General features: G+C 72.0%; 12 protein-coding genes. 5 read left to right on the top strand and 7 right to left on the bottom strand.

Annotation, left to right across the window (positions count from 1 at the left end; all coding sequences use genetic code 11):
• Positions 1-93: 93 nt before the first annotated feature.
• Together ACFV8H_RS35135 and ACFV8H_RS35130 are read right to left on the bottom strand one after the other, a co-directional pair.
• Entirely contained in the window at positions 94-555 is a 462-nt protein-coding gene (locus ACFV8H_RS35135; RefSeq protein ID WP_380408001.1) for a carboxymuconolactone decarboxylase family protein, read from the bottom strand.
• 101 nt (positions 556-656) lie between these two features.
• Positions 657-1877 carry an MFS transporter gene (locus tag ACFV8H_RS35130; RefSeq protein WP_380407999.1) on the bottom strand — a complete coding sequence of 407 codons (1221 nt, stop codon included), beginning with the start codon at positions 1875-1877 and terminating at the stop codon, positions 657-659.
• A 235-nt stretch (positions 1878-2112) separates the two neighbouring features.
• Between ACFV8H_RS35130 and ACFV8H_RS35125 the strand changes: the two genes are divergently transcribed.
• Together ACFV8H_RS35125 and ACFV8H_RS35120 are read left to right on the top strand one after the other, a co-directional pair.
• On the top strand, positions 2113-2622 hold the full coding sequence (locus ACFV8H_RS35125) for a MerR family transcriptional regulator (protein WP_380407998.1): 510 nt from the start codon (positions 2113-2115) through the stop codon (positions 2620-2622).
• Between the two features lie 113 nt (positions 2623-2735).
• Positions 2736-3656 carry a universal stress protein gene (locus tag ACFV8H_RS35120; RefSeq protein WP_380407996.1) on the top strand — a complete coding sequence of 307 codons (921 nt, stop codon included), beginning with the start codon at positions 2736-2738 and terminating at the stop codon, positions 3654-3656.
• Between the two features lie 60 nt (positions 3657-3716).
• Here ACFV8H_RS35120 and ACFV8H_RS35115 read toward each other — a convergent pair whose 3' ends face one another.
• Together ACFV8H_RS35115 and ACFV8H_RS35110 are read right to left on the bottom strand one after the other, a co-directional pair.
• Complete coding sequence (locus ACFV8H_RS35115; RefSeq protein ID WP_380407994.1) at positions 3717-4382, bottom strand: response regulator; 666 nt, start codon at positions 4380-4382, stop codon at positions 3717-3719.
• 43 nt (positions 4383-4425) lie between these two features.
• Entirely contained in the window at positions 4426-5436 is a 1011-nt protein-coding gene (locus ACFV8H_RS35110; RefSeq protein WP_380407992.1) for a sensor histidine kinase, read from the bottom strand.
• A 267-nt stretch (positions 5437-5703) separates the two neighbouring features.
• Here ACFV8H_RS35110 and ACFV8H_RS35105 point away from each other — a divergent pair, with 267 nt between their 5' ends.
• The 3 genes from ACFV8H_RS35105 (at position 5704) to dacB (ending at position 9592) form a co-directional block, all read left to right on the top strand.
• The gene (locus ACFV8H_RS35105) at positions 5704-6483 is read left to right on the top strand and encodes an ABC transporter ATP-binding protein (protein WP_380407990.1); all 780 of its coding nucleotides are present in this window, start codon (positions 5704-5706) and stop codon (positions 6481-6483) included.
• Positions 6480-7820, top strand: a complete 1341-nt coding sequence (locus ACFV8H_RS35100; RefSeq protein WP_380407989.1) for an FtsX-like permease family protein — start codon at positions 6480-6482, stop codon at positions 7818-7820. Before ACFV8H_RS35105 ends, ACFV8H_RS35100 begins: the two co-directional genes overlap by 4 nt.
• 281 nt (positions 7821-8101) lie before the next feature.
• Positions 8102-9592 carry a D-alanyl-D-alanine carboxypeptidase/D-alanyl-D-alanine-endopeptidase gene (gene dacB, locus ACFV8H_RS35095; RefSeq protein WP_380407987.1) on the top strand — a complete coding sequence of 497 codons (1491 nt, stop codon included), beginning with the start codon at positions 8102-8104 and terminating at the stop codon, positions 9590-9592.
• Positions 9593-10179: 587 nt separating this feature from the next.
• Here the strand turns inward: dacB and ACFV8H_RS35090 are convergent.
• The 3 genes from ACFV8H_RS35090 to ACFV8H_RS35080 all read right to left on the bottom strand — a co-directional run bounded on the left by ACFV8H_RS35090 (position 10180) and on the right by ACFV8H_RS35080 (position 12770).
• Positions 10180-10593, bottom strand: a complete 414-nt coding sequence (locus ACFV8H_RS35090) for a DUF2690 domain-containing protein (protein ID WP_380407986.1) — start codon at positions 10591-10593, stop codon at positions 10180-10182.
• Between the two features lie 652 nt (positions 10594-11245).
• Positions 11246-11686, bottom strand: a complete 441-nt coding sequence (locus tag ACFV8H_RS35085) for a hypothetical protein (protein ID WP_380407985.1) — start codon at positions 11684-11686, stop codon at positions 11246-11248.
• 190 nt (positions 11687-11876) lie between these two features.
• Positions 11877-12770, bottom strand: a complete 894-nt coding sequence (locus tag ACFV8H_RS35080) for a helix-turn-helix transcriptional regulator (protein WP_380407983.1) — start codon at positions 12768-12770, stop codon at positions 11877-11879.
• Positions 12771-12778: the final 8 nt, after the last annotated feature.

The raw sequence follows: 12778 nt of genomic DNA, 5'->3' as shown, positions 1-12778 counted from the left end.
ATCCCCGCCCCCCCCCCGACCACCCCGGCCCCGGCCCGCGGGGCCCACCCGCCCGGGGGCCGGGCCCCGGGCCGGAGTTGAGGCCCCCGGAGTTCAGGCCCAGGGGTCGGTGAACGCCTTCCCGGGGACAGGCTTGGCGATCAGCGCGATCGCCGTGAAGAAGTTCACCTGACCGATCGCCAGCATCAGCGTGGCCAGCGCCTTCTCGTCGTAGTGCGCGGCGACCTCGGCGTACAGCTCGTCCGACACCCGCTCGCCGTCCGGGTTCGGCTGGAGGACGGCGTCCACCAGCGCCAGGGCCGCCCGCTCGGGCGCGGTCAGGTACGGCGAGTCCTGCCAGCTGGCCACCGAGGTGATCCGCTCCTCCGACTCACCGGCCTTGCGCAGGAATCCGGTGTGCAGGACGGTCAGGTAGGTGCTGCCGGCGAGCTGCCCGGCCCGCAGCTGGACCAGGCTGACGGTGCCGCGCGGGAGCGAGCGGTTGCCGACCGCCCGGAACAACGCGGCCGACACGTCGGCGAGTTCGGGGACGAGCGCGGTCGGGTCGGTGGCCATCCGGGGGCGCAGCGGGATCTCGGCGGTGATCGAGCGGGCGGTGAGGTCGGTGCTCGGGTCGGTGCTCATGGTTGTGTTCCTCTCGGGTGTCCGATGTGCTCTCACCGACCCGACGGATCCCGGCGCCCGAGTGTGACAGCGCGACGAGAAAATCCTTCAACGACGCTCCCCGTCGCGCCCACCGCCGTACCCCCGTCGTGCCCCGCCCGCATGCTCAGCACCGCGCCCACCAGCAGCAGACCGATCAGCGCGAGCAGCGGAACCGTCCACGACCCGGTGGAGCCGTGCAGGACGGCGACCAGCGCCGGGCCCGCCGCGGAGATCAGGTAGCCACCGGTCTGGGCCATCGTGGACAGCGCCGCGACGTGGTCGTGGTCGGTGCCCCGGCGGGTGAACAGCACCCCGGCCAGGGCCTGCCCGCCACCCATGCCGATGCCGAGGATCCCGGCCCAGACCGGCGCCCCGGCGGCGGGGGCGAGCAGCAGGCCGAGCAGACCGAGCACGCTGACCGCGACCACGCCGAGGACGTGCGGGCGCTGGTCCCGGCGGGCGGCGGCCAAGGTGGGCGCGAGGAAGCCGCCGACGGCGAGGCCGAGGATCATCACGGCCTGGTCGGTGCCGGCGGTGGTCCGGCTCACGCCCGCGCCGACCAGGATGGTGGGCAGCCAGGCCAGGGTGGCGTAGAAGACCAGGGTCTGGATGCCGAAGTAGGCGGTCAGGCTCCAGGCCAGCGCCGTCCGGCCGACCGGCCGCCGCACCCCGGGGGCGACCGCCGGGGCGGGTCGCCCGACCCTCAGCTGCGGGGCCGTGCCCACCACGGCGAGCACCGCCGGGACGACGGCGAGCGCGATCGCCGCCTCCCAGGACCACGCGCCCGCGACGGGCGCGACCAGCGCGGCCACCACGGCCGAACCGGCGCCCATGGACAGCGCGTAGACGCCCATCATGGTGCCGATCCGCCGGGGCGCGAAGCGGGTCCGGACGAACACCGGGATCAGCACGTTGACCACCGCGACCGCGGCGGCCACCAACGCCGTCCCCACGTACAGTCCGGGCATCCCCAGCGTCCGCACCACCGCCCCGCCGACCAGCAGCACGCTCGCCCAGAACAGCCCGCGCTCCTCGCCGAGCCGCCGCCGGGCCAGCGCGCCCAGCGGCGCGAACAGGCCCATGCAGAGCGGGGGTATCAGCGCCAGCACGGTGACGGTGCCCGCGCCCCAGCCGGCCACCGGGGCGAGCGGGCCGACCTGCCCGAAGGCGACCCGGCTGTTGAGGCTGAGCAGGACGAAGCCGAGCACCAGCAGCGCACCGGAGGCGGGCACCCCGCGCGTCGCCGCCGGTGTCGCTTTCCCTACCCCTGGCGGTGTCGGTGTGGTCGTGCTGACCGTTGCGGCGGTCGGAGACGGCATGGGCGGATACCCTTCGCATCACGGAAGTTAGGCTTGCCTAAGCGTTCTCGCTCAAGTGCGCTTGAGTGCAAGCGGACGGTGCAAGCGGACAGTGCAAGCGGGCGGTGCGAGCGACTGCGCAAGCGGCGAGCCCGGAAAGGAACCACGGATGTCCGACCTCCACTCCATCACCGAGGTCTCGGCGGCCTTCGGCCTCTCCGTCCCCGCCCTGCGCTACTACGAGGAGTGCGGCCTGGTCACCCCCACCACCCGCCGCGGCCGGGTCCGCTACTACGACCGCGCGGCCCTGGAACGCCTCGCCCTGGTCCAGCTCTGGCACGTGGACGGCATGATCCCGGTGGCCGGCACCGGCGCCGTCCTCGCCACCGAAGAGGCCGCCGAACGCCGGGCCCTGCTGGAGGCCCAGCGCGCCGGGATGCTGGCCCGCGCCCGCCGTCTGGAGCACGCCGCGGCCGTCCTGACCCACATGCTCAACTGCCACCGCGACCAGCCGCTCACCTGCCCCACCACCCTCGCCCACATCCACGCCCGGGTCGACGCCGCCCTCACCGGCGAACCCCTCGCCGACGGCTTCCTCCCGACCCCCTCGGCCCCGGCCCCGTCGGACCCGACCTCCTCGGACCCGGCCCCGCCGGACCCGGCCCCGCAGCAGGCCTGAACGCCCCGGGAGGTGCCGTCCCCGCCCACCGCCGATACTGGGGTCGCAGTCCCGAGGCGGCCCCGGCGGCCGGGTACGGCCCTCCCCGCGCCGCGGAACCCGAGGAGCTCCCCGTGTCCGAACCCGCGCCGACCGGCGCCACCGGCCCAGGCCCCGTCGACCCCCGCACGACCGGCCCCACCGGCCCCACCGGCCCGGTCGTCGTCGGTTTCGACGGCTCCCCCGAGAGCCTCACCGCCACCGAGTGGGCCGCCCACGAGGCGCAGCGCCGTGCCGTCCCCCTGGAGGTCCTGGAGGCCTGGCCCTGGCCCAAGCGGGACGTGGTCGGCAGCGACCAGACCTACCACCGCGCCCTGGCCCACCTCGCCGAGCGCGAGTCCGCACTGACCGCCCTGGTGCCCGGTCTCCCCGTCGCCTCCTCCGCCGTGTCCGCCGACCCGGTCGAGTCACTGGAGGCCGCCTCGCACCGCGCCGCCCTCCTCGTCCTCGGCTCCCGCGGGCTCGGCACCCTGCGCGGCTTCCTGGTCGGCTCGGTCAGCCAGGAGGTGCTGCGCCGCTCCGCCTGCCCGGTCGTCCTGGTCCGCGCCGACCACGACGAACCGGACGGCCCGGTCACCGTCGGCCTCGACCTGACCCACCCCGCCGAGGAAGTGCTGGAGTTCGCCTTCCGCGCCGCCGCCCTGCGCTCCGCCCCACTGCGCGTCGTCCACGTCTGGTCCCCGCCGGCCGGTAGCGAGTACATGGCCTTCGACGCCATCGGCGGCCTGGAGCGCGAGGTCTCCGGCGTCGAACGGGACGGCCTCACCGCGGCCCTGGCCCCGCTCCGGAGCCGCCACCCCGAGGTCGAGGTCACCGCCGACCTGGTCCGCGGCAAGCCCGCCGTCGAACTCGTCGACGCGGCCGCCACCGCCCGCCTCCTCGTCCTCGGCCGCCGCCTGCGCCACCTCCCCCTCCGCCACCACCACCTCGGCCCCGTCGCCCACGCCGCCATCCACCACGTCCACTGCCCCCTCGCCGTCATCCCCTACGGCTGACCACCCGCGACCTCCGCAAGCCGACGACGTCGCCGCGCCGCACGCAGCCTCTTCGACGTCCTAGTTGTATGCGAACCAGGTCAGGATGGCCTTCACCCGGCGGTTGTCCTCGCCGGAGGGCATGCCGAGTTTCAGGAAGACGTTCCCCACGTGCTTGGCCACGGCGGCGCCCGAGAGGAACAGCTCCGCCGCGATCTCCGCGTTGGAGCGGCCTTCGGCCATGAGGGCGAGCACCTCCGGTTCGCGGGTCGTGAGCCGGGCGAGCGGGCCCCGGGGCGGGTCGGCGCGGGTGACGTGGCGAACCACCTCGGGGTCGATCACCACTCCGCCGTCGGAGACCGTCTCGACGGCCCGCAGGAAGTCCGCCACTCTGCCCACCTTCTCCTTGAGCAGGTAGCCGACCGCCCCGTCGGCGCCCGGGCCGTTCAGGAGTTCGCGCACGTACGGGCCCGTGACGTAGGCGGAGAGGACCAGGACCGGCAGGTCCTGGTGCCGCGACCGGATGTCGATCGCGGCCCGGAGTCCGTCGTCGGTGTTCCCGGGCGGCATGCGGACGTCCGTGATCACCAGGTCGGGGGCGGCTCCGGCGGCGGCGAGTTCGTCGACGGCGGCGACCAGTTCGTCGGCGTCCTCGCATTCGCGGATCACATCGTGGGCACTGGAAACCAGGATCTCCCGGATTCCGGCGCGTATCAGCAGGCTGTCGTCCGCCAGGATGATTCTCACTATCGATTTCCCATCGCTTTTCCCGGTCGGATTCCGAATTCCGTCACCACGGGGGTTGGGCCGGGGCGGATGCCACGACCTCCGTTCCGCCGCCCGGCGGGCTGATGATTTCGAGGTTCCCACCGACGCTCCGCATCCGCTCACGCAGCCCGGAGAGCCCGGATCCGGTGCTGATCCGCGCGCCGCCGGCGCCGTCGTCGCCCACCCGGACGCGGACGCCGCCCTCGGTGCACCGCAGCTCGATCCGGGCGCTCCCGACGCCCGCGTGCTTGGCGATGTTCGTCAGGGCCTCGGAGACCGTGAAGTACACGGCCGCGGCGATCGGCGAGGAGAGCCGGGCGTCCGTACCGGTGCTGGTCAGTTCGACCTGCAACGGTGATCTGGCCACCAGTTCCCGGACGGCGGCGACGAGACCGAGATCGCTCAGTTCGCTGGGGTGGATGTCGCGCACCGTCTCCCTCAGCCGTTCGAGCGCGCGCTCCGCCTGGGCCTGGGCCTGGCGGGCCAGCTGGACGACCCGTTCCTGCTCGGTGGCCGTCGCCGCGGCTTCCAGGATTCCCAGGCGCATGACGAGCGCGACGAGTTCCTGCTGGGCGCCGTCGTGCAGATCGCGCTCGATGCGCCGACGCTCGTTCTCGAAGGCCGCGGTCAGCGAGGCCCGGCTGACGCGGAGTTCCTCCAGTTTCGCGAGCAGGTCGGGGTTCCGGCTCCCCGAGAAGGCCCGCAGGAGCAGGTCGCGGAGCAGGGAGACGCCGGCCAGCAGGCCCACGGTGACCGCACCGAGGGCGAATCCCGCAGGCACCGCCACGAGGGTTTCCCACAGGGCGGCCGGGGTGTACGGGCCGACTTCCGCGGCGATGCCGAAACCCCAGAGGACGGGGGAGAAGACCAGCGCCAGTGCACCGAAGAATCCGAAGAAGCCCACCAGCAGCGAGAGCGCGGACAGGAGCGCGGCGGTGACGAACACCGGGAGGTCGGTCCACCACACCGACCGTGTCCGCAGCCGACCCGCCACCCACTGCGGCCAGCTGCGGTCGGCGGGTCGCAGCGGCATCGTCTGGACTCCGCACCACTGCGCCCTGGAGCGGTCCAGTTCGGCCACCACCGGAACCGAGACCGGCGCAGCGAGAACGGAAATCAGGAGAATCGGAAAGGCGGCCGCTGCGACGAATTCGGTCAGCAGCCTCCGGGCAACACGAATCTGCGCCATGATCAATATTTTCGCACAGTTCGGATCTCGCGGGCGGTAGATCCAGGTCTACCTCCGAAAGCAGTGCAGGCTCCCGTGCACTCCACCGCCCGGCCCTGCTTTCCTTGATTCATGCCATTCTCCACTACCGCTCCCGTGCCGTGCATTCGTTTGCGCGGCCTTCGGACGGAATTCCCCATTCCCGGCCGCCGGGGCGAGACGACGCGCGTCCTGCACGACATCGACCTGGAGATTCCCGATGGCCGGCTGACCGCCGTCGTCGGCCCCTCCGGTTCGGGCAAGTCGACGCTCCTGCTCTGCACGGCCGGGCTGGAGCCGGCGACCGCGGGGTCCGTCGAGATCCTCGGGACGGACGTCCGCTCGCTCAGCCCCCGCAAGCAGGCCGCGTTCCGCAGCGAGAACATCGGCTTCGTCTTCCAGGAGTACAACCTCGTCAGCTCGCTGACGGTCGAGGACAACATCGCCCTGCCGGCCCGGCTCGCCGGCCGCCGGGTGCCCAGGGCACGGGTCGAGGACGCCATGGCGCGGCTCGGCATCGCCAAGCACGCGCGGCGACGCCCCGACCGCCTCTCCGGTGGCGAGCGCCAGCGCGTCGCGGTGGCCCGGGTGGTGGCGAACCGGCCGCGGATCGTCTTCGCCGACGAGCCGACGGGTGCGCTCGACCTCAAGTCGGGTCATGTGGTGCTCGACTGGCTGCAGGCACTCCCCGCGCAGGGGAGCACGGTGCTCATGGTCACCCACGACCCCCATGCGGCCGCGCGGGCCGACCAGGTCGTGGTGATGGGGTCCGGGCGGGTACACGCCGTCATCCCCGGTGGCGACTCCCGCGCGGTGGGCGACGCCGTCCTCGCGGCGCAGTCGGCGGACGAAGCGGGCGGGGAGCAGTCGTGATCCGGCTCGTGCTGTCGGACATCCGCCGGCAGGCGTCGATGTGGTGGTGGACGCTCCTGTGCGCCACGGTCGGCGCGGCGTGCTCGGCGGGCTCGGCCATCGCGATGTTCACCGCCGTCTCGGCGGCGCGGGCGGCGGGTGACGCACGGATGGTCTCCGCGTCGATCGCCCTCGGCGGCAACATCGTCTTCTTCACCGTGCTCGCCGCCGTGGGCATCGTCGCCTCCGCGGTCGGTCTGACGATGACGACCCAGCGGCGCGAGCACGCCCTGTGGGTGATCCTCGGGATTCCGCGCCACCGGGTCAGGTTCGTCCTGCGGACGGAGACGGTGGTGCTGGGCGCGGTGGCCGGCGCGCTGGCCGCACCGCTCACCCTGCTGGTCGCGGGTGTCACCCTCGCGCAGTGGAAGGGGACGGGTCTCGAACTGCACGGGGCCTCGGTCGGGTTCCGGTTCTGGTACGTCGGCGTGAGCGTGCTGTGCGGACTGGTTCCGTGCCTGCTCGGCGGCTGGGGCGTCACCCGACGGGCCGCCAGGACGCCGGAGATGCACGCCTTCCGGGACGTCTCCGATCCCCCGGCGCGGCCCGGCGTGGCCCGCGGTGGCCTCGCCCTGTGCCTGCTCGCCGGTGTGGTCGGGATGTGGGTACCCGGCCTGGGCCTCGACCTCAAGGGCGGGCTCGCCCAGCGGACGGCCTTCGCGTTCGCCGGGAACCTCTTCCTCGTCTGCCTGCTGCTGCTGATGGGGCCGTGGGTGCTCACCCCGCTGATGAAGCTCTGGACGGCGCTGGTGCCCTCGCGCGGCGTCGCCTGGCACCTCGCCGTGCAGTCGTGCCGGGCCCGCGCGGCGAGGAGCGTCACCACGGTGCTGCCCTTCGCGCTCTCCCTGTCGTTCGTCGGCCTCTTCCTGGTGATGGGGAAGGTCATGCCCGGAGGCAGCGCCGGGCTGGACGACATCCTGGTCGTGCTGGGCTGGGTCTTCGTCGTGTCCTGGGTCGGCGGCCTCGCCGTGATCGCCCTCGTCGGGCGGGAGCGCGCCCGTGACTCCGCCGTCGTGACGGTGGCCGGTGCGCGGCCGGGCGTGGTCACCCGGTCGATGGTCTACGAGGGGGCGATCTACGCGGGGACGGCGATCGTCTTCGGCGCGCTGTTCGTCGCCGTGTCGAGCCTCACCATCGCCCTGGGGGCCCGGACCGACGTCGTCCGCGTCCTGACGGGCCTCCCCTGGGCCACCCTCGGGGCGCTCGCCGCCGGGACGCTGGTCACCACCTGCCTCGCGCTGGTCCTACAGGCGGCCCGGGTGTCGCGCGCGGTCGCGGTCCGGGCGCTGCGCTCGTGAACCGACGTACGGGAATACCCGCAACGGCGGCATCGCCCTCGGCCAGGGCCGGAAGTCCTCGCCGCCACGCAACAACCAGGCCGGAAGCGCTCGATCGAGCGCGAAAGTCGAACAGGAAAGAACGAATGTCGAGCAACTCCCCCTCCGGAATCACGACACCTCGGGTACGGCGGCGTACCGCCCTGGTGCTCGCCGCTTCGATGACGGCCGCCGTGGCGATGACGGCGTGCTCCCACGACTCCACGGACAACCCAGGCTCCCCGGCACCGGGTGTGGCACGGGTGAGCGCCGACCTGCAGAAGCTCATGAGTACCGCGCCGTGGTCGTCGGGCCGGTGGGGCCTGCAGGTCGCCGATCTGCAGACCGGGAAGGTCGTCCAATCCAAGGACTCCGATTCCCAGTTCATGACCGGTTCGACGGCCAAGACCTTCGCGGTCAGTGCTGCGCTCGACGTCCTGGGTGACGACCACCGCTTCCGTACGCCCGTGGTGCACTCGGGTACGGTCTCCGCGGACGGGCGGCTCTCCGGCGACCTCATCCTGGTCGGGAGCGGCGATCTGGCACTCGGGGGGCGGACCACCGCGTCAGGCGGACTGGACGTCCCCGACTTCGACCACTACGACGCCAACGCCGTACCCGGCATGGCGACCGTCACCGAGGAGGATCCGCTGGCGGGTGTCGACGAGCTGGCCCGACAGGTCGCGGCCGGTGGAATCCGCCAGGTCGACGGCGACGTGGTGATCGACAACCGGCTCTGGGACCCGGTGTCGATCGGCGGGCTGCCGGTCACCCCGACCGTCGTCAACGACAACCTCATCGACGTGCTCATCACACCGGGCGCACCCGGCGAGCCGGCCAAGGCCGACTGGCGCCCGAAGACGGCCGCCTTCGACGTCGACGCGCAGGTGACGACCACACCCGCCGGAACCAAGCCGACCGTGACGACCGAAAGCGTGAGCCCCGGTCACATCCGGGTCCGAGGCTCCGTGCCCGCGGACGCGAAGGCCCCCTTCGTGACGACCTACCAGGTCCCCGACCCGGCGGCGTTCGCCCGCACCGTCCTCATCGAGGCACTCGCCAGAAACGGCGTCGGCGTATCCGCCCCCTCGCTGGGAGCGAACCCCGACAGCAAGCTTCCTCCGTCAGAGGAAGTGAACTCGCTGCCCGTCTCGGCGACCTACACCTCTCCGCCCTTCAAGGAGTACGCGAAGCTGATCAACAAGGTCAGCCACAATCTCGGGGCGAACCTCCTGCCGCCACTGATGGCAGCACACAACGGGCAACGAACCTACACGGACGGCATGAAGATCGAGAAGGAGTTCCTCGCCCGCTCAGGTGTGGATCCGCATGCGGTGAGCCTCGTCGACGCCCAGGGCCTCCCCGACGACACGGCGACGCCGACCGCCCAGGTCGCGCTACTGCGGCACCTGGCACGGCAGGACGACTTCGACGTCTTCCACGACTCCATGCCGAGCATGGGCGTCGACGGTTCGCTCGCCGACGTCATCGAGCGCACCGATCCCGCCGCAGGACACATCCGCGCGAAAACCGGCACCCTGGTCAGCTCCTACCAGGGCAAGCTGGCCCTCGGCACGAAGGCGCTCGCAGGCTACATCGACGCGAAGGACGGCCGCCGCTACGCCTTCGCGATCTACGTGAACAACATCCCGGTGCCCAGCGACTCCGTGAGCGACGCCATCGGCCTCGCGCTCAAGGCCAACAAGCACCTGGGAGCGATGGCCGCCGCCATCTACAAGTCGCCCAAGGCGTGAAGGCCGTCCCGACCTGGTTCGAATACAACCATCACCTCAACGCCGTTGCGGCCTGCCGACCCACACCGGCCTGCCCTCGAACGGCGCCGCTCCGTGGCTGCACCCGGGCCCCGGACCCCCGGGCCGGGCGGCCCGGTCCGGCCCCCTCCGCGGCGACGATCAGCCGGTCGCTGGGCCGCCACCCGGGCCTGGTGAGTCAGGGGCCGGCGTGTCCGTGCCAGGCACCGCCAGGCTCAGGAAGGGCACGAACTCGGCCCAGGCGTTCTCCCGGAGCCGCACAATCTCCGGGTACTTCGCGCCCCAGGGTCCGCCCAGGCGTACGAGGGCTGGACCCGTACGGACGGCGTGCTCCCGGCCGACGGGGAGATGGGTCCGGGCTGCCCGGGGGGTAGGCGGCCCGGACCTGGGGTGTCCCCCCGAGTGCGTGGGCGGTGGTGGGCGGGGCCGGCCATCATCTCAGTCCCGACGGATCCCCACTCGGGGTGGGGGGAACCGCAGGACGACGGTACCGGCCTGCCGGTTCGGCCGGGCAACGGACCGTCAACGCACCATCGAGGGGCAACCTTTGCAACCGGGGGCGACCAGGGTCAGTAGGAGTCGGTCTCCTGCCATCCGTTGGACGTTTCGTCACGGGCCGTGGACTTGAGGTCCTTGTCGTTGACCATGGGGCTCCAGATGGTGACGTGGCCGGTGGCGGTAGTGGTGCTGTAGGACTGGCCGATGCTGTTGGTGACCTTCACGGTCTCACCGGGGATGGTGTACTGCTTGATCCGTCCCCAGGCGGCCCGGCAGGACGGGCTGTAGCGCAGCTCGAGCGTGGTGTTGGTGGAGACGGTGATGGCGTCATTGGCGCAGGTGGTGCTGGCCGGGTCCAGCCCGTTGCAGCTGCTCGCGTAGCAGCTGGTGGCGGCAGAGGCCGGGGCGGCCGCGAGCACGGCCCCCGACATCGCCAGGGCCAGGGTGGCACCGATCGTGGCGGCCTTACGGATGCGGGAACGCATGGAGTACTCCGAACTGGTAGGGGGTCGATGGGACAGCACTCCCACTCTCGGGCTGCGGACAGCGTCCCTCCACTGTCCCGGCGTCCCCGGGGACGCTCCTGCCCGTCCCGGGGACGCACCTGGTCACGGGACGGGCAGGAGCGTGGTTGTCCGGCCAACACTCGGGCGGCTTCGCGTCGTTGGGCGGGTCATGAACGCATCTGGAGGTCTGGGGCCGACGCTGGTCCTGGCCGCCGACCGTATCCGGCCGGCCGGAGCGCGGTGTCTGCCCGCTGAACGGCTCGCCGACGTCCCGGATGACCAGGTTCCCCCCGACCGAGCGACCCACGTCACTATCTGGCCTTCCAGCTCCGGGTAGTGGCCGACGTGGTGAAACCGGCCCTGCTCGTACAGCTGCGCCACCTGCTCGGCCCCCAACCTTTTGCCGACCCTGGCGTTGACCTCGACGATCAGCGGCATCAGCTGACCGCGAGTCTCGCCTTCGCGAGGGGATGGTGGGTGAGGACGAGCTCGAGCTGGACGCTGCGGGCGGGGGCGGTCAGTTCGGTGGTGGCACCTCTGTGGATGGCGCAGAGCTGGCCGGGGTTGAGGCTGCGCAGGTACTGGGGTCGGGGCTGGTCGGCGTCGTCCTGGTGGCGGAACAGGGCCAGATTCAGGCCTCCGGGGCGAAACCTCCACGCACGCGGAGTGGCAGGCCGGGGATCTCCAGGTCCCCGTTGACCTGACCGACCAACCAGCTGGGGACGTCCTGGTCGTACTCCTCCCAGGCAGCCCACTGGCGGAACCAGACACCGATCCCCCAGGAGCCGTCCGCACGGGGGATCAGGAAACAGGCGTCGCCTTCCTGGGTGTTGGCCCACAGCACCATCCCGCGCTCACGGGGGTAGAGGTCGTACGGAATCCTGTCCGGCACCAGCGCCTGGTACAGCGGTCCCATCGCGTTCATCAGATCGAGCATGGTGTACTCGGGCGCCTGCGGGTGCAACACCGACAGGAAGTTCCCGACCACGCCGGGACCGTAGGCGGCGACGAACCGCTTGTACTCCGACGGCAGCTCCCCGGCCACCTCCTCGATGGCCGTCCATGCCTCCACGTCCGAGTAACCCCGGGCGGGACCGAAGCATCGTTCGACATCCTCAGTGGCTACCACGAAGGCCCTTCCCGTTCTCTCGTCCTGCCCGGCCCGCACAGTATGGAGCACCTGATCGAGCCAGCCGACCGACGGTCCTGCCGACGAGCGGATCCAACCAGCGAGTTAGTGGTCGTTGTGACATTGATTCGGTCTATCCGTTGCGCGCTTCGAGCTCGGCCACCGGCGCCTGTCGGGTGGCCGCCCACGACGCCAGGAGCGTCAGGTTGTCGGCGGTCGGTGTGCCCGCGGGTGCGGTGTAGACGTTGAGGTGGAGGCCGGGTTCGGCGGGCAGTTCCAGGGACTCGACGTCCAGGTCGAGGCGGCCCACGATCGGGTGGCGTACTCGCTTGCGGCCGGACCGGTGCAGCCGCACGTCCTGGGATGCCCACCGCTGCCGGAACAGCTCGCTGGACGTCGACAGTTCGCCGACGAGGGCGATCAGTTCCTCGTCGTGCGGATTGCGGCCGGCTTCCATGCGTAGCTTCGCGGCCACGGCACCGGCGATCTGGTCGTAGTCGACGAAGAGCTCTCTGGCCGCCTCGGGGTTGAGGTAGACGAACCGCGCCGTGTTCGCGGGCCGTCGTGGGTCGGCCAGCACCGGTGAGTAGAGCGCGCGGGCGAGTTGGTTCATGGCGAGCACGTCGTAGCGGCCGTTGCCGATCCAGGCCGGCGCGCCGGAGATCGCGTCGAGCACCTGCTGCAGCGTCGAGCGCACCGTCACGGCAGGCCTGCGTCGGCGTGGGCCGCCGGGCACCGCGGATCGGCGCGCGAGGTGGAACAGGTGGTCGCGCTCGGCCTCGTCGAGTTGCAGGGCGGAGGCCAACGCGTCGAGCACGCCGTCGGAGGCACCGGCGAGGCTGCCGCGCTCCATTCGCGCGTAGTAGTCGACCGATACCCCCGCGAGTAGCGCCACCTCCTCGCGGCGCAGTCCTTTGACCCGACGGTTGCCGCCGTAGGCGGGCAGGCCCGCCTGCGCGGGTGCGATGCGGGCGCGGCGCGAGTTGAGGAACTCCCGGATCTCGGTGCATGGATCCATCGTGGCCATCCCGTCAC

Origin of the sequence: Kitasatospora sp. NPDC059827 (assembly GCF_042731675.1) — a bacterium.
Classification (GTDB): domain Bacteria; phylum Actinomycetota; class Actinomycetes; order Streptomycetales; family Streptomycetaceae; genus Kitasatospora.
Note: the sequence above shows the minus strand (reverse complement) of the source record. Positions and strands in the feature narration are given on the sequence as shown.

Bases quoted from the DNA above. Each gene is read 5' to 3' on its own strand.
- ACFV8H_RS35110 (WP_380407992.1), bottom strand. From the start codon at position 5,436: ATGCCGCTGCGACCCGCCGACCGCAGCTGGCCGCAGTGGGTGGCGGGT.
- ACFV8H_RS35135 (WP_380408001.1), bottom strand. From the start codon at position 555: ATGGCCACCGACCCGACCGCGCTCGTCCCCGAACTCGCCGACGTGTCG.
- ACFV8H_RS35080 (WP_380407983.1), bottom strand. From the start codon at position 12,770: ATGGCCACGATGGATCCATGCACCGAGATCCGGGAGTTCCTCAACTCG.
- ACFV8H_RS35090 (WP_380407986.1), bottom strand. From the start codon at position 10,593: ATGCGTTCCCGCATCCGTAAGGCCGCCACGATCGGTGCCACCCTGGCC.
- ACFV8H_RS35125 (WP_380407998.1), top strand. From the start codon at position 2,113: ATGTCCGACCTCCACTCCATCACCGAGGTCTCGGCGGCCTTCGGCCTC.
- ACFV8H_RS35105 (WP_380407990.1), top strand. From the start codon at position 5,704: ATGCCATTCTCCACTACCGCTCCCGTGCCGTGCATTCGTTTGCGCGGC.